At 32.0% G+C, this 20369-nt stretch carries 19 protein-coding genes; all 19 read left to right on the top strand.

Annotated elements, in window-relative coordinates:
- The first annotated feature begins 69 nt into the window (after window positions 1-69).
- Window positions 70-831 carry a flagellar biosynthetic protein FliR gene (gene fliR, locus F3G76_RS06575; RefSeq protein WP_149706263.1) on the top strand — a complete coding sequence of 254 codons (762 nt, stop codon included), beginning with the start codon at window positions 70-72 and terminating at the stop codon, window positions 829-831.
- A gap of 56 nt (window positions 832-887) precedes the next feature.
- On the top strand, window positions 888-2441 hold the full coding sequence (locus F3G76_RS06570; RefSeq protein ID WP_149706262.1) for a Highly acidic protein: 1554 nt from the start codon (window positions 888-890) through the stop codon (window positions 2439-2441).
- Window positions 2442-3053: a guanylate kinase gene (gene gmk, locus F3G76_RS06565; protein WP_149706261.1), complete on the top strand. Its 612-nt coding sequence runs from the start codon at window positions 2442-2444 to the stop codon at window positions 3051-3053. It abuts the gene before it with no gap.
- A gap of 51 nt (window positions 3054-3104) precedes the next feature.
- Window positions 3105-3326, top strand: a complete 222-nt coding sequence (gene tatA / locus F3G76_RS06560) for a twin-arginine translocase TatA/TatE family subunit (protein ID WP_021087958.1) — start codon at window positions 3105-3107, stop codon at window positions 3324-3326.
- Window positions 3327-3335: 9 nt separating this feature from the next.
- Window positions 3336-4919: an arginine--tRNA ligase gene (argS, locus tag F3G76_RS06555; protein ID WP_149706260.1), complete on the top strand. Its 1584-nt coding sequence runs from the start codon at window positions 3336-3338 to the stop codon at window positions 4917-4919.
- A 32-nt stretch (window positions 4920-4951) separates the two neighbouring features.
- A complete protein-coding gene (locus F3G76_RS06550) occupies window positions 4952-5917 on the top strand; it encodes a Gfo/Idh/MocA family oxidoreductase (RefSeq protein ID WP_107930122.1) in 966 nt (321 codons plus the stop codon).
- A complete protein-coding gene (locus tag F3G76_RS06545; protein WP_188116269.1) occupies window positions 5917-6492 on the top strand; it encodes an acyltransferase in 576 nt (191 codons plus the stop codon). The genes F3G76_RS06550 and F3G76_RS06545 overlap by 1 nt, the downstream gene beginning before the upstream one ends.
- 3 nt (window positions 6493-6495) lie before the next feature.
- Complete coding sequence (locus tag F3G76_RS06540; protein WP_149706259.1) at window positions 6496-7584, top strand: DegT/DnrJ/EryC1/StrS family aminotransferase; 1089 nt, start codon at window positions 6496-6498, stop codon at window positions 7582-7584.
- Between the two features lie 13 nt (window positions 7585-7597).
- Window positions 7598-8584, top strand: coding sequence for an NAD-dependent epimerase/dehydratase family protein (locus F3G76_RS06535; RefSeq protein WP_149706258.1), 987 nt, complete (start codon window positions 7598-7600; stop codon window positions 8582-8584).
- Window positions 8585-8946: 362 nt separating this feature from the next.
- Complete coding sequence (gene asnB, locus F3G76_RS06530; RefSeq protein WP_149706257.1) at window positions 8947-10935, top strand: asparagine synthase (glutamine-hydrolyzing); 1989 nt, start codon at window positions 8947-8949, stop codon at window positions 10933-10935.
- Entirely contained in the window at window positions 10928-11770 is an 843-nt protein-coding gene (locus F3G76_RS06525) for a methyltransferase domain-containing protein (RefSeq protein WP_149706256.1), read from the top strand. The genes asnB (F3G76_RS06530) and F3G76_RS06525 overlap by 8 nt, the downstream gene beginning before the upstream one ends.
- A gap of 5 nt (window positions 11771-11775) precedes the next feature.
- On the top strand, window positions 11776-13218 hold the full coding sequence (locus F3G76_RS06520; protein ID WP_149706255.1) for a lipopolysaccharide biosynthesis protein: 1443 nt from the start codon (window positions 11776-11778) through the stop codon (window positions 13216-13218).
- A gap of 11 nt (window positions 13219-13229) precedes the next feature.
- Window positions 13230-13937, top strand: coding sequence for a polysaccharide deacetylase family protein (locus F3G76_RS06515; protein WP_149706254.1), 708 nt, complete (start codon window positions 13230-13232; stop codon window positions 13935-13937).
- Entirely contained in the window at window positions 13934-14842 is a 909-nt protein-coding gene (locus F3G76_RS06510) for a DapH/DapD/GlmU-related protein (RefSeq protein ID WP_149706253.1), read from the top strand. The genes F3G76_RS06515 and F3G76_RS06510 overlap by 4 nt, the downstream gene beginning before the upstream one ends.
- Before the next feature lie 429 nt (window positions 14843-15271).
- Window positions 15272-16147, top strand: a complete 876-nt coding sequence (locus F3G76_RS06505; RefSeq protein ID WP_149706252.1) for an NAD-dependent epimerase/dehydratase family protein — start codon at window positions 15272-15274, stop codon at window positions 16145-16147.
- Window positions 16144-17202 carry a glycosyltransferase family protein gene (locus F3G76_RS06500; protein ID WP_149706251.1) on the top strand — a complete coding sequence of 353 codons (1059 nt, stop codon included), beginning with the start codon at window positions 16144-16146 and terminating at the stop codon, window positions 17200-17202. The genes F3G76_RS06505 and F3G76_RS06500 overlap by 4 nt, the downstream gene beginning before the upstream one ends.
- Window positions 17203-17208: 6 nt before the next feature.
- Window positions 17209-19038: an asparagine synthase (glutamine-hydrolyzing) gene (gene asnB / locus F3G76_RS06495; protein WP_149706250.1), complete on the top strand. Its 1830-nt coding sequence runs from the start codon at window positions 17209-17211 to the stop codon at window positions 19036-19038.
- Between the two features lie 17 nt (window positions 19039-19055).
- On the top strand, window positions 19056-20135 hold the full coding sequence (locus F3G76_RS06490; protein ID WP_149706249.1) for a glycosyltransferase family protein: 1080 nt from the start codon (window positions 19056-19058) through the stop codon (window positions 20133-20135).
- Between the two features lie 14 nt (window positions 20136-20149).
- The coding region (locus F3G76_RS06485; RefSeq protein ID WP_223227436.1) for a glycosyltransferase at window positions 20150-20369 on the top strand (220 nt) is incomplete at its 3' end.

The following is a 20369-nucleotide window of genomic DNA, read 5'->3' as shown; positions in this document are numbered from 1 at the left end:
AAACTACCGCTTAAATTTAAAAAACAAAGTAAAATTTTGTAAAATTAGTAAAAAATTTAAAAGAGCAAAATGGAACTAGTAGAATTTTTTGGAGCCGATAAAGCAATAGTTTTTATGCTTTTATTTGCACGCCTAAGCGGTCTCGTCGTCTTTTTTCCATTTTATTCGCACAATCAAATTCCTCTTAGCGTAAAAACGCTTTTAGTTTTTGTCCTTTGCGTCGTGCTATTTCCAATCTCAAAAGCTCATGAAAACTCTATAAATTTCTTAATCGGCGAGATATTAGGCGAGGTTATGCTGGGTCTTTGTGCTGGACTTATGCTAACCATCATCTTTGCCACGCTTCAAATGGCAGGCGAGCAAATATCGATGGTCATGGGCTTTTCGATGGCGTCGGTGCTTGATCCGCAAACTGGCACAAACTCTCCAGTCATTGCAAACCTTATAAATTTCATCGCGCTATTAACATTTTTGGCATTTGACGGCCACCATTTGCTCCTTCAGTTTTACGCTAGCTCGCTTGCTGTTGTGCCTCTTGGCGATTTTTATCCACGACCTGGCATCATGAGCTATGCGATAAATTTATTTACAAATTTGTTTATGTTTGGCTTTATTATGTCATTTCCAATTATCGCTCTCTCTTTGCTCTCAGACTCCATTTTTGGCATGCTCATGAAGACGATGCCGCAGTTTAACCTACTGGTCATCGGCTATCCTATCAAAGTGACGATCGGATTTTCCGTTTTGATAGCCATTTTAGCAGGCATTATGAAGATCATGAGCGACCTACTTTTAAAAGTGATAAATGATCTGCCGGCTCTGTTTTTTTAAGAAAATAGCAATGAAATTTATCATAGAATAGGCTTTTACTATTACAAGGAGGGATGATGAAAGTTGCTCTAATAAATAAAAATCCAGCAGTTTCACGTCTGATAACTTTAAGTCTGAATAAAATCGGCACCGAATATAGCGAATTTGAGGATCTAAATGGATTTGACGATGCTCAGTTTGACTTTATCATAATCGACAGTGACGTGGATAGTAGCGAGCTAGCTACAGATAAAAAGGTGATGTATCTAGCAAGTCGTGGCGAGAGCAAACCAGAATTTGCTACTTTGATGCTTGAAAAACCATTTTTACCGACTGAATTTATAAGTGTTTTTGAGCAAAATATCCCAAAAGATGAGCCAGTTGCCGAGCAAAATGCTAGTGAGCAGGGCGAAAGCGACTTTGGTGATTTTAGCGACGAGGCTATAAATTTTGACGAGATGTCAGGGTTTAAGCTGCCTGATATCGATACAAATTTAGAAAATTTCGCAGACCTTGATAAAGAGCTTTTAGAAAGTGGCATAGATAGCCCAAGTGAGGAGATTAACGAGAGTGACTTGCAAGAGGAAAATGAAGCTAGCGATGTGGATGCTTTAGAAGAGCTTGAGGACCTGCAAGAGCTTGCTAGTGAGGACCTTGCTGATGAGAGCGTGGATGAAGAGACTAGCGAAGCGATAAGTGATGCAAATGAGAGCGAAGAGAGCAAAGATGGCGATCTAGCAGAGCTTAGCGCGCTTGTCGATGAGATAGAAAATATGCCAGAAGAGTCTGAAGCAGATGAAGAGCTGAATAAAAATTTAGATGATATTATTAGCCAAAATGACGTTGCAGGCTTGGTCGATGAAGAGAACGCGGGTAGCGAGCTTGACGAGATAGATCAGAGTAAATTTGAGCTTAGTGAGATCGATTCGCTTGATGAAGAGCTAAATAGTGAAGAGGCTGATGAGGAAAATAAAAATTTAGACGATACTGAGCTAGATGTTCAAAATTTAGAGCAAGAAGAGCTAAATTTAGACGAACTAGCTAAATTTGATGATGAAGATAGCCTTGAAAATGAGATAAATTTAGAAGATGAGCCTAAAGATGAGGAGAATTTAGATGAGATCTCTGAGGCTGATGAAGAGCAAATTCAAGTAGATGATGAAAAAGCAGAAGAAGATATAGAAGAGGCTCTGGATGAAATTTCAAGTGAGGAGCTAGAAAATTTAGAGCCTAGTGATAGCGAAAACGCTTCTAGTGAGATGCCAGTAGAAGAGTTAGAAGATGTGAGCGAGCCAGAAGCCAAAGAAGATCTAGGTCTAGTAGATGAAACTTTTGAAGAAGAAAATGCTCAAGAAGAAAACGCACAAGAAGAGAGCAAAGACGCGGCATCAAGTGAGTTAAATTTTGACGTTGTATCGATAGATGATATAGATGAAAACACGATGTTGGCGGCATTTGGGCTAAAAGATATACCTCAAACAAGCTCAAAAAATGATGCAAAAGAAGACTATAAAGAAGAGCTAACTAAAAAGATCACAAAACACGTCCACGAGTCGCTAAATGAGAGCTCACTAAGAGATGTGCTAAAAGATATGAACATCAAGATAAATATAAGTTTCGAGGAAAAGTAGTTGCAAGGACAAATTTTAGTAGTTTCGGGACCTAGTGGAAGCGGCAAAAGCACGCTTTTGGGCCGTCTTTTAAAGGAAGAGAAAGACCTATATTTTTCTATCTCAAGCACGACAAGAGCCAAAAGAGAAGGCGAAGTTGATGGGGTGGATTATTATTTTATAAAAGAAGATGAATTTAAAAGCGGCATAAAAAAAGGCGAGTTTTTAGAGTGGGCGCAGGTGCATAAAAACTACTATGGCACGAGCCTAAAGCCAGTTTTAGCAGCGCTTGAAGCTGGAAAGATAGTGATATTTGACATCGATGTGCAGGGCTTTCACATCGCACTTGAGAAATTTAAAAGCTACATCACTTCAGTTTTTATCACAACTGCGAATAAAAAAGAGCTAAAAAGACGCTTGAAAAACCGCGGAACAGATAGTGACGAAACGATAGAAAATCGCTTAATGAACGCAGTTGGAGAGATGGAGTATATTTTAGAGTATGATTATTTTTTAGTAAATGATGATATAGAAAAGAGCTATAAAGGGTTAAAATCAATCCTTCGAGCGATGAGGTTAAAAAGTGCTAAGATAAACTTAAGAAATGTCATCGACGAGTGGATAGATTGTTAGAAATTCAGGAATTTATGATAATATTTTGAGAAAATTTGATAAGGAGAAAAGATGGGTTCTTTTAGCATTGGCCACTGGTTGATCGTTTTAGCGATCATTGTATTACTTTTTGGAGCAAAGAAGATCCCAGAGCTTGCAAAAGGACTAGGTAAGGGCATAAAGACTTTTAAAGCCGAGATGGAGGACACAACCCCTGAAAAGAGCGAGAAAGTCGAGCATAAAGAAGAGAGTGCAGCTAGTCAAAAGATAGAAGAAACAACTAAAAACGCGTAGGTTTTAGAGTTGAAAGATAAAGTAAAAGCTGAAATTTCAAAGGTTTTAGAGCGAGAATTTGTGCTTGAAAAGCCAAAGGATAAAAATTTAGCCCACTATGCGACGCCGCTTTTTAGCCTTGCAAAAGAGCTAAAAAAGTCTCCAGCTATAATAGCTAGCGAATTTGCTGATAAATTTAGTGATAGCAAGATAGTTGAAGCTAGCGCGGTAAATGGCTACTTAAATTTCAAGCTCAAAAGCGAATTTTTAGATGAAATTTCAAAGCAAATTTTGCTAGATAGCGAAAATTTTGCAAAAGAAGATGCGAAAAAAGATAGCTATTTAATAGAATACATCAGCGCAAATCCGACTGGGCCGCTTCACATCGGACACGTTAGAGGCGCAGTTTATGGCGATACTTTGGCAAGACTTGGCAAAAGGCTTGGCTACGATATCTCAACAGAATACTACATAAACGATGCTGGCAATCAAATAGATCTGCTTGGCACATCGATATCACTTGCGGCTAAAGAGCAGCTTTTTAACGAAAGTGTCGTCTATCCAGAGAAATATTACCGCGGGGATTATATTTTAGATATTGCTAAGCTTGCAAATGAGAAATTTGGCAAGGAAATTTTTTATGACGAGAGCAGGAACCTTGAGCTTGCTGAGTTTGGCAAGGATATCGTGCTTGAAATTATCAAAAAAGACTTGGCTGATGTTGGGATATTTATAGAGAGCTGGGCTAGTGAAAAAGCTCTTTATGACCGTCTGGAGCCAACAATAGAAAAGCTAAAACGTTCAAATCAAATGTATGAAAAAGAGGGCGCTATCTATATCGCTTCTACCACACTTGGCGACGATAACGATAGGGTTGTGGTTAGAAATGACGGCAGACCGACATATTTAGCTGGCGACATCATCTATCATAACGCTAAATTTGAGAAAAATTTTGACCACTATATAAACATTTGGGGCGCGGATCACCACGGATATATCGCAAGGCTAAAGGCTGCGATAAATTTCCTTGGTTACGATGAAAACAAGCTTGAAGTGATACTTATGCAGATGGTTAGTCTGCTAAAAGAGGGCAAGCCATACAAGATGAGCAAGCGCGCTGGCAATGCCGTGCTTATGAGTGATATCGCAAGCGAGATCGGTGCTGAGGCGCTTAGATTTATTTTTATAAGCAAGGCAAACACGAGTAGTTTGGAATTTGACGTAGATGAGCTTAAAAAAGAGGATAGCTCAAACCCTATTTTTTATATAAATTACGCTCACGCTAGGATAAATCAGATCTTTGCAAAGGCTGGAAAAAGCGTCAGTGACGTGATAAATGCGGACTTTGAGTGCCTAGATGAAAATTCTAAAAATTTACTTTTTGAAGCGCTTATCTTGCCTGAAATTTTAGAGGATGCTTTTGTCTCAAGGCAGCTTCAAAAAATACCAGACTATCTAAAGTCACTAGCTGCTAGCTTTCATAAATTTTATAATGAAAACCGCGTGGTTGGAAATGAAAATGAAGATAGCTTGTTAAAAGTCTTTGCAGTCGTTGCTGTCTCGATAAAAACAGCATTTAACATAATGGGAATCACAGCTAAAGATAGGATGTAAAATTTAAATTTCAGATAAAAAGGATTATTAAGATGAGTGGTGTAAATTTTGGTTTAATAGGCGCTAGTGGATATATAGCTCCAAGGCATATGAGGGCTATTAAGGATACAGGCAATGAACTGATTGCAGCCCTAGATCCTTATGATGGAATAGGAATAATGGATAGCTATTTTCCTCAAGCTTATTTTTTTACTGAATATGAAAGGTTTGATAGATTTGTTGATAAGTGGCGAAGAAACGGTAATAAAAAAATAGAGTATATTGCGATAACTACTCCAAATTATCTACACGACAGTCATATTCGTTTTGCCCTAAGAAGCGGAGCAAATGCTATCTGTGAGAAGCCACTTGTTTTAAATCCGCATAACATAGATCAATTAAAAATAATCGAAGAAGAGAGTGGCAAAAAAGTATTTAATATTTTACAGCTAAGGCTTCATGAGTCAATTGTTGCATTAAAAAACAAAATTTCAAAAGAGCTTTTACAAAATCCAGACAGAATTTATGATGTAGATTTGACCTATTTAACATCTCGTGGTAAATGGTATTTTATATCATGGAAGGGCGATGAAGATAAATCTGGTGGTGTTGCTACAAATATTGGAGTGCATTTTTTTGATATGCTCTCTTGGATTTTTGGACCTATAGAGGAAAATATAGTTCACCTTAAGCAACCTGATGCAAATGCAGGATATATGAGGCTTAAAAACGCAAATGTTAGATGGTTTTTGTCTGTCAACTATGATTATATTCCTGAGAATATAAAAAACAGCGGAAAAAGAACTTTTAGAAGTATTAAGGTCGATGGTGACGAAATAGAATTTTCTGATGGTTTTACTGATTTGCATACCAAAAGCTACGAGCATATCCTTTCTGGAGAAGGTTTTGGTTTGGATGAGGCTAGAAATTCTATTAATATTGTTTCAAGCATAAGAAAAATGTCGCCCATTGGTTTAAGAGGAGAATATCATCCTTTTTGTAAAAAGGTGGTAGAATAATGCCATATTTTGCTCATGAAAGTTCGTTTATAGATAGTGACGTAATAATTGGGGAAAAAACAAAGATTTGGCATTTTTCTCATATATTAGCCAATTCTATTATTGGACAAAATTGTTCATTTGGTCAAAATTGTGTTGTTGGACCAAATGTTAGAGTCGGTAATGGCGTAAAAGTACAGAATAATGTTTCAATATATGAAGGTGTTGAAATAGAAGATGATGTGTTTTTGGGACCATCTATGGTTTTTACAAACGTTATAAATCCACGCGCTTTTATCATTAGAAAAGAAGAATTTAAAAAAACACTTTTAAAAAAAGGCTGTAGCATTGGCGCAAATGCTACTATAGTTTGTGGTGTTACTATCGGTGAGTATGCTCTCATAGGAAGTGGAGCTGTTGTAAATCGCAACGTGAAACCTTATGCGCTTATGGTTGGTGTGCCGGCGCGACAAATAGGTTGGGTTAGTAAGGCAGGAAATACACTGAAATTTGATGGCAATGGATTGGCTGTTGATGATTTTGATGGTAGTAGTTATAGGGTAGTTGATGAAAATTTAATAGTAGTAAAAGAGTAAAATATGAATATAGATTTTGCAAATTTAGCGTATCAACATGAACTTTACAAAGATGAAATCGAGAAAGCTATTTTAAAGGTTGCTAGAAATTGTAACTTTATAATGGGAACTGAAATTTCTGAATTTGAAACGGAACTAGAAAAATATATAGATGTTAAGTATGCCATAAGCTGTAGTAGTGGAACTGACGCTATTTTGATGGCTCTAATGGCTATTGATATAAAACCTGGTGATGAGGTTATTACAACACCATTTACTTTTATAGCAACTTCTGAAATGATTGCTTTGCTTGGGGCAAAACCAGTTTTTGTTGATATTGATGAAAAAACTTATAATATAAGTGCCAGTAAAATAGAAGCGGCCATAACTTCAAAAACAAAAGCCATACTTCCAGTCTCGCTTTATGGTCAGCCTTCCGATATGGACGAAATTTCAAAAATAGCCAAAAAACATAACCTAAAGGTTATAGTTGATGGTGCGCAGAGTTTTGGCGCAACCTTTAATGATGTCAAAGATTTGGTTCTTGGTGATATTGCTACTACATCATTTTTCCCAGCTAAACCACTTGGCTGTTATGGTGATGGTGGTGCTGCTTTTACAAATGATGAAAATTTTGCGGTAAAGTTAAAATCTTTACGCTTACACGGGCAGTCAAAAAGATATCATCATCAATATATTGGTATTGGTGGTAGATTAGATACTATTCAAGCAGCTGTCTTGTTGGTAAAACTTGGACATTACAAAAAAGATTTATCATTAAGACAAGAAGTGGCATCTAAATACACAGATGCATTGCAAGATAAAAATGTAATATTGCCATACATTGATAGTAGAGCTCAGTCAGCTTGGGCACAGTATTCTATTAGAATAAAAAATAGAGATGAAGTGCAGCTAAAATTAAAAGAAGCCGGTGTGCCAACAGCTGTACATTATCCTATGCCACTTCATTTGCAGGAGTGTTTTAAATATTTAGGATATAAGTCCGGGGACTTCCCTATAGCGGAAATGATTTCAAATGAGATAATGAGCTTACCTATGAATCCATATTTAAAAGATGTGGAAATTGAATTTATTGTAGAAAATTTAAAATAAATAGGATGTAAAAATGAATAATAATAAGCTACAAGATGCTAGAGTTCTAGTTATAGGTGCAGCAGGCTTTATAGGGGGATTTGTTGTAAGTGAGCTTCTTAAGGAACCAGTTAAAGAGGTTATAGTTTATGATAATTTTACTCGTGGAAAATTGGATAATATAAGAGAAAGTCTTAAAGACCCAAGGTGTCATATTTTCTCGTATGGCGGTGATGTTAGGGAGGTGGATGTTTTGGATAAAGCGATGGAAGGTATAGATTACGTTTTTCATCTTGCTGCTATGTGGCTTTTGCATTGTAAAGATTTTCCAAGGACTGCATTTGATGTAAATATAGCTGGTACATTTAATGTACTTGAGGCTTGTGTAAAGCATAAAGTTAAAAAACTAATTTATAGTTCATCTGCTTCTGTGTATGGTGATGCAGCGGAAGTTCCTATGAAAGAAACACATCCTTTTAATAATAAAAATTTTTATGGAGCTACAAAAATAGCTGGTGAAGCCATGTGTACTGCTTATAATGATAGATATGGTTTGGAAATTATAGGACTTAGATATATGAATGTATATGGTCCTGGACAGGATCAGCATGCCGTATATAGTGGAGTTGTACCTATTGTTTTAAATAAAATAGATAGAAATGAGGAACCGTCTATTAATGGCGATGGGTCTCAAGCTTATGATTTTATATATGTTGAAGACATTGCAAGATGTAATGTACTTGCTCTTAAATCGGATGTGAAATTTGGTTTTTATAATGTTGGTACAGAAGTGCAAACTACAATAAAAACACTTTGTGAAACGATACTTAGACTTAAAAATTCGAATTTAAAAATAAAATTTATACCATATAGTGCAGATGATGCTAGACAACTTGTTCAAAATCGCATAGGCTCAAGAGAAAAAGCAGAAAGAGAATTGGGGTTTAAATATAAATACTCATTAGAGGAAGGCCTTAAAAAGTTGATTGCTTGGCGTGAAGCAAATGGGATTATAGGGTAGGTAGTATTATTTTTTGGTTTTTTAAAATGATACAACAGAGAGAAATATAAACATAAAATGGATATAAATAATAGTAAAAGCTAAGATTTGATTTCAATATTTGTTTTTTCGCAAATCTAGTATAGGATTAATTTTATTATTAATATGTTTTTGTTACAAAATTAAATTAGTTTGTGATTGAATGGATAAACTAAAATATATTCCTAGTATATATATGTATGATGTATATATTATATCATCAGAGAAAAAGTAATTTTAAAAAACTAGTTTTATTGCATTTACACAATAAACATTGTTTGCATGATAGTGGTTTTGTATGGTTTAAAATAAGATGAAGAATATTTAAAGAGGTAGTAGTTAAAATGTGTGGTATTGTTGGTGCAGTTTCATTAAATTCTAAAAGTATTCTTGTTGATTGTGCAAAACCCATGGCCGATAGTATTGCTCACAGGGGTCCTGATGATGCGGGATATTTATTTTTTCATACTGGCTCTAGACACTATAACTACAAATTATCTTTTTTTCAAAATCTAACCGATGATGAATTCAAAAATATAGACGGCATGCTTCCATCTATTGAGTCTGATTCTATGAAAAGGGAACTATGTTCCCATGATTATGATTTATTTCTGGGGCATAGGAGGCTTGCAATACTTGATACAAGCTATGCCGGCCATCAACCCATAAGTGATTTATCTAAAAATATTTGGGTTGTTTATAATGGTGAAATTTATAATTTTCAAGAAATAAAAAATGAGTTGATAAAAATAGGGCACAAATTCAAAAGTAATACAGACACAGAAGTTATTGTATATGCTTATATAGAATGGGGTGAAAAATGTATCGAGAAATTTAACGGTATGTTTGCTTTTTGTATATATGATAACTTTAAAAAACGTATTATTCTTGCGCGTGATCGCTATGGCATAAAGCCTATTTATTATAATTTAACCAAAGATAGAACTCTTATTTTTGCAAGTGAAATAAAGGCCATTTTAAAATACAAAGACTATGAAACACAAGTTGACAAAGAAGCATTGCTTGAATATTTTACTTTCCAAAATATTTTTACAAATAAAACTCTTCATAAAAATATACAAATTTTAGAGGCTGGACATTTTCTTGATATAAATTTAAAAACTAAAGATATTAAAAATATTAAATTTTGGGACTTTAGCTTTAAAGAAGAAAATTTTAAAGATGAAAGAGAGTGCATAGAGGAACTAGATAGACTTTTTAACCAAGCAGTTAAAAGGCAGTTGGTTGCCGATGTGCCAATTGGTAGCTATCTTAGCGGAGGTTTAGATAGTGGCTCTATAGTGGCTATTGCTGCTAAAAATATTCCTTGGTTAAATACTTTTACTGTAGGCTTTGATCTAAATAGTGCAAATGGTATAGAGCTTGGATTTGATGAAAGATCAAAGTCTGAATACATGTCATACAAATTTAAAACAGAACACTACGAGATGGTTTTAAAGTCTGGTGATATGGAGAGATGTTTAAAAGATTTTGCCTATCATCTTGAGGAACCTCGAGTTGGACAGAGCTACCCAAATTATTATGCGGCAAAACTCGCTAGTAAATTTTCTAAGGTTGTTCTAGGGGGTGCCGGTGGCGATGAGTTATTTGCCGGATATCCTTGGAGGTATTATAGGGCTGTAAATAATATAAATTTTGATGATTATGTGGATAAATACTATGGTTTTTGGAAGAGACTTTTGCCAAATAAGGATCTAAAGGAGCTTTTTTTTCCAATTGCAAAAGATGTTGAGAATGTATGGACTAGAGATATTTTTGCAAACATTTTTATAGATAAGAAAACAGGACAAACACCAGAGGAGTATATAAATCATTCATTATATTTTGAAGCTAAAACTTTTTTACACGGACTTTTGGTAGTTGAAGATAAGTTATCAATGGCACATTCTCTAGAAACTAGAGTGCCATTTTTAGACAATGATTTGGTTGATTTTGTTCAGAAAATACCAGTAAGATTTAAACTTCGGAATTTAAAAAATGTTGTAAATGTAGATGAAAACTCCATAGGAAAGCTGCAAAAGACAAATGATGGGAAAATGATACTACGAAAAGCTATGAAAAAATATATACCAAGTGAGATAAATAATGCTATCAAACAAGGATTTAGCTCTCCTGATGAAAGTTGGTTTAGGGGGGATAGTATGGAGTTTGTTAGAACAAAACTTTTAAATAAAAATGCTAGAATATACAACTATTTTGATAAAAAAACTGTTGAGAGATTATTGGAAGAACATTTAAATGGTAGGCAAAATAGAAGACTTTTTATTTGGAGTTTACTAAATTTTGAAGAATGGAACAATATTTATGTGTGATAAAAAAGAAAAATACAAGTTAACAAACGTTGGTTTTACTAATGAAAACATAGTCAGTACCTACATTACAACAGAGTTAATAGAAGATACTGTGCAACTCGAAAAACAAGATGCTAGTATTGATCAGTATATGGAGACTCATTTATTGGGAAAACATTCAGATGAAATAATTTTTTTAATGAATGAATTTCAAGCGTTTATGTCTTTGAATATAATTGGTAACTTGGAACATAAATTTGTACTTGATGTAGGATGCGGCATATCTAAAACGTATCCTATATATTTTAATAAATTAAAGAATATAGGATTTTTATCATATGTTGGACTTGATCCATTTGATGTCAATAAAACAGACAGAGAGTATTTGTTTATAAATGGAAAATTTGAAGGCTTAAATAGATATTTGGATCATAAATTTGATTATTTGATCTTTAGTACCAGTCTTGATCATTTTGAAAATTTAGAAGATGTAAAAGATGAAATTAGGAAAGTATTAAAACCAAATGGTATCGTTTTTTTTTGGATTGGTTTGCATGATTGTGATTTGGTGGCTAGACAATCTATTTATAAATTTTTTGAACATTTTAAAATATTAAATTTTAAAGATCTAATTATTAAGATGATTAAAACACCTTTATACTTATTTCTATTATATAAAGCAATGAGGAAAAGATCATACAAACTGAATAATAAAATTCCATTAGATGATTTGCATTTCCATTATTTTACGCGATCTTCGATAGATAAATATATAAAAAGCCTGGGTGGTTCTGTTGTTGACACTAAAATAGTGCCTTTTTCAAATTCAATAATGTATGCAGTTGCTATCTATTAAAATTAATGAAAAGGGAATTGCTTTCTAATAGTCTTATTTATATTATTGGCAACATTATGACAAAAGGTTTGTCTATTGTGCTGTTGCCAATATATACCAAATATATTACTGCTGAGGACTATGGGCTATTTGATTTGATATTTATTGCTTCTAATATTGTTAACATACTCCTAACATTTGAAATTTCAATTGCAATTGCTAGGTTTTATCAATCTTCTAGTGATATCGATCGGAGAGAATATGTTTCTACAGCATTTATATTTATTTTATTTACTTATACTTGTTTTTTAACTTTTGCCTTATTTTTTAGTAAAGAGTTGACTTTATTGATTTTTAATGGTAATAATTTTGAATATTTTTCTCTTGCCTGTTTTGTTATTTTTACGAATGGAATATTCTATTTTATCCAAGGAATTCTTAAGTGGGAAATTAAGCCATTACATAATATAATAACCTCTGTGGTAAATGCTTTGTGTATTGCCATTATTGCTATACCACTATTATTATGTGGTTTTGAATTATTCTCTTTATTGATCGCACAAATACTTGCTAACGCTACTTCAATTATTCTTGCTTTTTATTATTCAAGAAATAATTACTCTATGCTTTTTAATTTTTGTAAATTTAAAGAGCTTATTAAATTTTCTTATCCATTTGTTTTTTCTAGTATATCTATTTTTATTGCAAATAGTATAGATAGAGTAGCAATTGGTAATTTACTTGGATTGAAAGAACTTGGAATTTATAGTATAGCATACAGGTTTGCATCAGTTGTTTCTCTTGTTATGGTTGGTTTTCAGTGGGCTATAATGCCATTGGTATCTAAATATTATAATGATCAAAAAACTAAAAAAGATATATCAATTATATTTAGTTTTTTTTCAGTATGTGCTATATTTATTGTTTGTGCCAGTATTTTGTTTTCAAATGATGTTTTGTTTATTTTTGTAAATAATGACTTTTATGAATCGGCAAAATTTGTTCCGTGGCTTGTTATGGTAATGTTTTTCTCAACCATGTATGTATTTTTCCCTGGAATATTTTTATCTCAAAAAACTGTATATACTTTTATAATTACTTTAATAGCAGCTGTTTTAAACACATCTCTAAATTATACTTTGATCCCATACTATGGGTTGTATGGTTCCGTTTTTTCTACGCTATTAAGCTCTTTTTTGGGAGCTTATTTATACGGCTTTATTTCAATTAAACTATATCGTGTCACATATAGTGTAGTTAGAAAAATTTGTGTTTTACTATTTATAATCTTTGTTAGCTATTTCTTAAGAAATTTTTTTTATGAAATTTCTCTATCAAATTTTATTATAAAATGTATTTTTGCATTATTTTTGTTTTTTACCATTACTTTATTGATCACTAATAAGGAAGAAAAGATACTGCTTAAGTTGTTTTATGATAAAGTAAGATCCAAAATGAGTACCAGATAGGGAGTAATATTTTGTTTGATTGTAAATTTTATCGTATGTTGCTTGATAAGTTTAAAGAATATGGTTTTTCATTTAACTATTTTGATAATTTTAAGGATAAAAGTTGCATCTTAAGGCACGATATAGATGTAAGTCCAAAATTAGCATTAGAGATGGCAAAGCTAGAACATAAATTAGGTGTCAATTCGACGTTTTTTTTTATGGTTAGAAGTCCATTTTATAATCTATTTAGTAGGGCCAATGATAATATTGTAAGACAAATTATTGACATGGGTCATTGTATAGGGTTGCATTATGATGAAGGATACTATTCTAAAAATATTAGTTTACAAGAACTTGTAGACAGTGAAATTTTAATGCTCGAAAAAAATTTTGATACAAGAATAAATGTAGTATCTTTTCATCAGCCGTCAAAAAAAATAATAGACAATTCTATAGGAATAAAACAGATAAATACCTACGATAAGAGTTATTTTCGTGATATTAAGTATGTATCTGACTCTAATATGATTTTCAAGGATGATATTATTGACATAATCACTAGCGGCGTATATCCTAAAATTCAAGTATTGATACACCCTATTTGGTGGATGGCCTGTGGTAATGACACTGAAGAAAAATTTATAAGTGCTATAAAATGTAATTTTGAACAAGAGCAAGAACAGGTTGTAAATACAGAAAGAGCATATGGAAATAGAAAGGACATAAAATTTATATGATTATTACAGTAGAAGATATTTTGTCATTTTTAGGTATAAAATCCAATATAGAAAACTGTGATATGGAGATAAACAAATTTACAAGTATATCTGCACTAGAAGATGGTGCCGTGTCGTTTTTGACTAAAAAGGATTTTGTTTTTGATAGTACCAAAAAGGCTTTGATTATTGCTTGTAATCATATTATTGATGAAAACAACCAAGCAATAGTCGTATATAGTAAAAATCCACGTTTGGATTTTATAAGGGTTCTTAATAGGTTTTTTCTTGTCAATAAAAAAAATATTATTTCAAGTACAGTAATTATAGGGAATAATGTTACTATAGGGAATAATGTTGCCATAGGAGAGTATAGCGTGATTGGTGACAATGTTAAAATCGGTGATAACACCGTCATTAATAATCATGTTGTTATTGCAGAGAATACAATAGTTGGAAAAAAATGCTATATTAAATCTGGGGCTATTATAGGCGAGGACGGATTTGGGTTCGAGCGAGATGAATATAATAGGCCAATAAGGTTTCCCCATTTTGGAAATGTTGTAATAGGGAATGAGGTAGAAATTGGAGCAAAAACAATAATTGCAAGAGGGGCACTAAATTCTACAATTATTGGCGATAATACAAAAATAGATGATAACGCATTTATTGCTCATAATGTAAAAATAGGTAAAAACACTATGATAGCAGCTTGTTCTGAAATTAGTGGAAGTGCAAAAATTGGCAATAACTGCTGGATAGGCCCAAATTCTACCATTAGAGATGGTGTTAATATTGGGGATGGATCTTTCTTGGGAATCGCGTGTATTATTTCAGATGATATTTTACCAAATTCTAAAATAGGAAATATTTCTAATTTGAGTTTTAGGGATATTGTAAAAATAAATAAAATAATAGGTAAGTAATAGTACGAAAATAAAAACAATACCAATTTACGAAATTAAAATTGGTATGAGTGAGAGTTTAGAATATGTAGCAACAGATGAAAATATACTTAAATTTGCTCAAATTTCTGGCTATAGCAATCTTATTCATTTGGATGAAGAGTGCGTCAAAAATACAAGATATAAAAACAACCCATGGTGTGATGTCCGCATCTTTATTTAATTTTTGAAACAAGACTTCCGGGGACTGGTTGTGTTTTATATTTTACATTTAAAACTTGTTTGTATTTTTGATGCGGTAGGGGGGGGTGATCGTTAAAGTAGTAGGAGTTGATCAAATAAAAAGAAGAGTTTTTTGCAATATCATGTTTTGTAAAAAAATGATGGTTATTGATGGAGAGGCTGAGATATATTCTATAAAAATCAATAAAGTTAAAGGTGCTTAATTAAATGAACATAATGATAATTGGTGCAAATGGTTTGCTTGGTATGTATTTGGTTGATATTTTAAAAGATAATACTAATTTATTTGCTGTTGTTAAAAATAAAAATAAAATAAAATTTGAAGATAATAAAGTTAATGTTGTAGAAATAGATCTTGCAAATTTTAATGTTGACACACTCCCAAAGTCGATTGATGTTGTATTTTACTTGGCTCAATCGAATAGATTTAGAGAATTTCCAGATGGAAGCAATGATATGTTGGATATTAACATATGTGCTCCAAGTAAAATAATACAATGGGCTGTCAAGAATGGAGTGAAGAAATTTATTTATGCTTCAAGTGGTGGAGTTTATTCAAATCAACCATATCCTGCCAAAGAGTTTTTTCAAATAGACGCAAATCAAAAACTGGGATTTTATTTGAATAGCAAACTGGCTGCGGAAATGCTTTTGAAAAATTTTGCGCCCTTTTTTGAAACATTTGTTATTCTTAGACCTTTTTTTATGTATGGGGTTGGACAAACTAGCACAATGTTGATTCCGAGATTAATCAATAATATTATAAATGGAGAAAAAATTCTTTTGAGCGGTGTAGACGGTATAAAAATTAATCCAATTTACGTACAAGATGCTGCGCGTATTATTGCTAAAACTATTGATTTAAATGGGGAACATATTTTTAATATTGCTGGAGACGAGATTGTGAGTATTAGGCGGTTGTCTGGAGCAATAGGAGAAGTGGTTGGTAAAAAACCTATATTTCATCAAAATAGTGTTAATGGTAACGATCTGGTAGGTGACATCTCTAACATGGTTGAAAAATTGGATAAACCAATAATAAAAATACTTGATGGTATCAATAAAATGGTAAAAGCTTTATGAGAGTACTACATCTTCCAACGTCTGTAGGTGGTAATGCTTGGGGATTATCTCAAGCGGAGAAAACTTTAGGTATATATAGCCAGGTTCTTATAGAAGAAAATAATTGGTTGAATTACAAAAGTGACATTTGTCTCAATTTGCAAGGTAGAAATAAATATTATAAAGCCTTTAGAAAATTTTATGAATTTTTAAAAATACGAAACAAATATGATATCTATCATTTTAACTTCGGAACTTCTTTGCTTAATTTTCCTAGTTATAATTTATATTGTTTAGATTTACCATTTTATGGGGGCAAAAAAATCATAACTTATAATGGATGTGATATTAGGCAAAAATATAAGACAATTGATAGGGTTTCATTCTCTCCGTGCCATGAGTATTATTGTAATGGTGGGCAGTGTAATAATGGCACAATGGACAAAAGGCGAGTTAAACAGTTGGAGAAAGTTGAAAAATATGTTGATCATATTTTTTCTTTAAATCCAGATCTTATGTATTTCTTGCCAAAGAAAAAAACGACATTTTTGCCTTATATTATAGCAGGTTGGAATGAAATTAATAATGAAAAATATATAATAGAAGATAAAATAAAAATTGTTCATTCCCCAACAAATAGATATGGTAAAGGATCTGCTTATATATTAAAGGCCTTATCAAATTTACAGAAAAAATATAACAATATAGAAATTCAAGTAATAGAAAATGTTTCACATCAAGATGCATTGGCTCTTTACAAAAAAGCAGATATTGTGATAGATCAGATTTTAGCTGGCTGGTATGGTGCTTTTGGTGTTGAGGTTATGAAAATGGGCAAGCCACTCGGTGTTTTTATAAGAGAAGAGGATTTAAGGTTTGTCCCAAAAGATATGGCTAAAGATATCTTGGATAGTGTTATAAATATAAATCCATTTAACATAGAAGATGAGCTGTCAAAATACCTAGATAATATTGATTTATTATATAAAAAGAGTCAAGCTTCTGTTGATTATGTAAATAAATGGCACAACCCCTTGAATGTGGCAAAGATAGTTCAAAATATATATGAAAGTTGATTTTAAATGTGTGGAATAAGTGGAATAATAAATAAGAGCAATGTTGCTGTGGCAAAAGATGAAATAAAAAATATGAATGATTTGATAGTTCATAGAGGGCCAGACGATGAGGGCTTTTTTTATGGCAAAAATTTTGCATTAGGACATAGAAGATTATCTATCTTGGATCTTAGTAAAGATGGTCATCAGCCTATGAGCTATATGGAAGATAAATATACAATAACATATAACGGTGAAATTTTTAATTATTTAGAGATAAGAAAAGAACTTGAAGAATTTGGATATAAATTTAACTCAAAAACTGATACTGAAGTTATTTTAGCAAGCTATGATCGATGGGGCAAAGATTGTGTCGAAAAATTTAATGGAATGTGGGCTTTTGCAATATATGACAAAAAAGAAGATATATTGTTTTGTTCAAGAGATAGATTTGGAGTAAAGCCATTTTATTTTACACAGACAAAAGATAAATTTGTATTTGGCTCTGAAATAAAACAACTTTTAAATTTATGCAATGGCAAATTTGTAAACAAGACCTTGCTAATTGATTTTTTAGCTACCGGTATACTAGAACATACTAATGAAACATTTTTTGAAGGCATCTATAAGTTAGAGCAAGCTCATAATATGATTTATGATTTAAAAACTCATAATTTTAAAATTAAAAAATATTACGATATAGCATTAAATGAAAATAATAAAAAATTAGATGAAACTCAAAGCGTAGATTCGGTTTCAAAAAATTTAAAACAAGCAATTAAGTTGAGGTTGAGATCGGACGTTAAAGTCGGAACTTGTCTTAGCGGGGGGCTTGATAGCTCGAGTGTGGCAGCGCTTGCTTCTATGGCATATACCAATAATGAGGAAAAATTTATAGCCATTCATGCAAAATCAATAGAGAAAAGTACAGATGAAAGTATATATGCACAAATGGTGGCGCAGCATTGCGACTTAAATTTACAAATAGTGGAGCCAAGTACACAAAAATTTATTGATAACATACAGGAAGTTGTTTATACGCAAGAGGAACCATTTGGTGGCCCATCTATTTTTATGCAGTATTTTGTTATGCAAAAAGCAAAGGATTTAAACTGTAAGGTTATGTTGGATGGCCAAGGTGGTGACGAGACTCTACTTGGATATGAAAAGTATTACCCAGCAATTTATTTAGATATGTTTAAAAATTTTGGTTTAGTGTACTGTTTAAAAGAGATAATGAGGTCAAATAAAAATAACTCAAAATTGAGTTTATTTGGGATATTGAAATATATAGTTGGAAGTTTATTTTTTGGGATAAGAAAAATTTACATTAAAAGAAATGTTAGTTTTTTAAAAGCTTTTGAAAATAAATTTTTATTCTTGGAAAATTTGTCAAAAAAATATTTCAATATAGATGAAATGCAAAAATATGAAATTTTTACCACAAATTTACCAGCGCTTTTGAGATATGAGGATAAAAACTCAATGAGGCACTCTATCGAAACCAGGCTCCCATTTGTAGATTATGTAAATTTAGAAAATTCTCTGAGCATAAATGCAAAATATAAAATTAAAGATGGTTGGAGTAAATATGTCTTAAGAAAGGTCATTGATAGTATTTTACCAAATGAAATAGTTTGGCGAAAAAATAAATTTGGTTTTAATGCACCTGACAATATTTGGTTAAATAGCATCAAAGATAAAATGAAAGAGGATATATTAGGCTCTGATATTATTAAATCTGTTGCCGATATGGAGCATTTAAAATTTAAGCTTAATAGTATGAACATACTCATAATGTGGCGTCTTTATTGTGTGAGTGTTTGGGAGAGAGTTTATGATGTTCATGCAAAGTAGTATTATAAGATTATAGTATGAAAATATTGTATGTTGTTGATGAGAGTATACTTGCTGGTAGCCATTCTGGAGTTATAAAAAAAGTTAAGAGTCAAGTTTTATTTTGGCAGCAGCAGGGTCATCAGATTTGTTTTTTTTCAATTTTTGATAATGCGTTGTATGATAGCGACCTTAAAATGGTGACTAGTTTTAGGCGAGTCAATTTTAAAAAATTCGGCAAAATTGGATCATTGTTTAGGATTTATTTTTCTACTTATTTTTTAACGAAAGTGCATCATATTGTTAATTATGATTTGATTTATACTAGATATATTCTTTTTACTCCATTTTTCTACTATCTTGCGAAAAAGAAGCGTGTTATTATGGAGATAAATTCAAATGATGTAACAGAATATAAATCCAGATCACGTTTGACGCATTTATATAATTTGATAACCAGAAATATAATTTTAAAAAAAATATCGGCATTTGTTTTTGTAAGTCATGAATTATCAAATATTTTTAGCTATTTTGGTAAAAAAAGTATCGTTATAGCAAATGGAGCAGATGTAAAAAAATATCCCATAAAAAATAATACAAACACTAGACCAAGGTTAGTTTTCGTTGGTTCAGTTGGACAAAAGTGGCATGGTGTTGATAAGATAGTAGAAATGGCTAAAAATTTGACCAAATATGACTTTATAATAATTGGGCAGGATGGCTGCAATACTGATAATTTAAAATATATGGGAAGGATGTCTAGCGACAGAGTGATCGATGAAATTGTAAAATGCGATGTCGGAATAGGCACATTGTCTATATATATATATAAAAAAATGAGAGAAGCATCTCCTCTGAAAACAAGAGAATATTTATCTTGCGGACTTCCAATAATATATGCTTATGAGGATACAGATTTACAAGACATAGAAAAATTTGCCTTAAGACTGGATGAGGATAATATAGATTTAAGTAAGATAAAGGTATTTGTTGATAGCGTATTTAATAATAACAATATCAACATTCTTGCCAGAAAATTTGCTGAAGAAAATTTAGATATAAGAATTAAAGAACAAAAAAGACTGGAATTCTTTAAAGAAATTATGGGGGAACAGTGAATATAAAGAAAATAATGTTTGTAGCAGATGCTGGCTCAATACATACCAAAAAATGGGTAGACTATTTTATTGAATCTGGATATGATGTTTTTTTGGCAACTTTTTCCAAAATAAATATAACAAACTGTAAAAATATTTTTTTTCTTAGTGATAAAACTGTTGATAATAGAGGAGGTAACTATTATTATTTATTCTATATTTTTAAATTAGCTAAAATTTTAAATGAAATTAAGC

The sequence above is a fragment of the Campylobacter concisus genome (assembly GCF_902460575.1).
Classification (GTDB): domain Bacteria; phylum Campylobacterota; class Campylobacteria; order Campylobacterales; family Campylobacteraceae; genus Campylobacter_A; species Campylobacter_A concisus_AW.
The sequence above is the reverse complement of the archived record's forward strand: the minus strand, read 5'-3'. Positions and strand labels throughout refer to the sequence as shown.

Coding starts and splice junctions, on each gene's coding strand:
- tatA (WP_021087958.1), top strand. CDS start 3,105: ATGGGTTCTTTTAGCATTGGCCACTGGTTGATCGTTTTAGCGATCATT.
- F3G76_RS06550 (WP_107930122.1), top strand. CDS start 4,952: ATGAGTGGTGTAAATTTTGGTTTAATAGGCGCTAGTGGATATATAGCT.
- F3G76_RS06520 (WP_149706255.1), top strand. CDS start 11,776: ATGAAAAGGGAATTGCTTTCTAATAGTCTTATTTATATTATTGGCAAC.
- F3G76_RS06540 (WP_149706259.1), top strand. CDS start 6,496: ATGAATATAGATTTTGCAAATTTAGCGTATCAACATGAACTTTACAAA.
- F3G76_RS06535 (WP_149706258.1), top strand. CDS start 7,598: ATGAATAATAATAAGCTACAAGATGCTAGAGTTCTAGTTATAGGTGCA.
- F3G76_RS06500 (WP_149706251.1), top strand. CDS start 16,144: ATGAGAGTACTACATCTTCCAACGTCTGTAGGTGGTAATGCTTGGGGA.
- F3G76_RS06525 (WP_149706256.1), top strand. CDS start 10,928: ATGTGTGATAAAAAAGAAAAATACAAGTTAACAAACGTTGGTTTTACT.
- F3G76_RS06510 (WP_149706253.1), top strand. CDS start 13,934: ATGATTATTACAGTAGAAGATATTTTGTCATTTTTAGGTATAAAATCC.
- asnB (WP_149706257.1), top strand. CDS start 8,947: ATGTGTGGTATTGTTGGTGCAGTTTCATTAAATTCTAAAAGTATTCTT.
- F3G76_RS06545 (WP_188116269.1), top strand. CDS start 5,917: ATGCCATATTTTGCTCATGAAAGTTCGTTTATAGATAGTGACGTAATA.
- F3G76_RS06490 (WP_149706249.1), top strand. CDS start 19,056: ATGAAAATATTGTATGTTGTTGATGAGAGTATACTTGCTGGTAGCCAT.
- fliR (WP_149706263.1), top strand. CDS start 70: ATGGAACTAGTAGAATTTTTTGGAGCCGATAAAGCAATAGTTTTTATG.
- asnB (WP_149706250.1), top strand. CDS start 17,209: ATGTGTGGAATAAGTGGAATAATAAATAAGAGCAATGTTGCTGTGGCA.
- F3G76_RS06505 (WP_149706252.1), top strand. CDS start 15,272: ATGAACATAATGATAATTGGTGCAAATGGTTTGCTTGGTATGTATTTG.
- F3G76_RS06570 (WP_149706262.1), top strand. CDS start 888: ATGAAAGTTGCTCTAATAAATAAAAATCCAGCAGTTTCACGTCTGATA.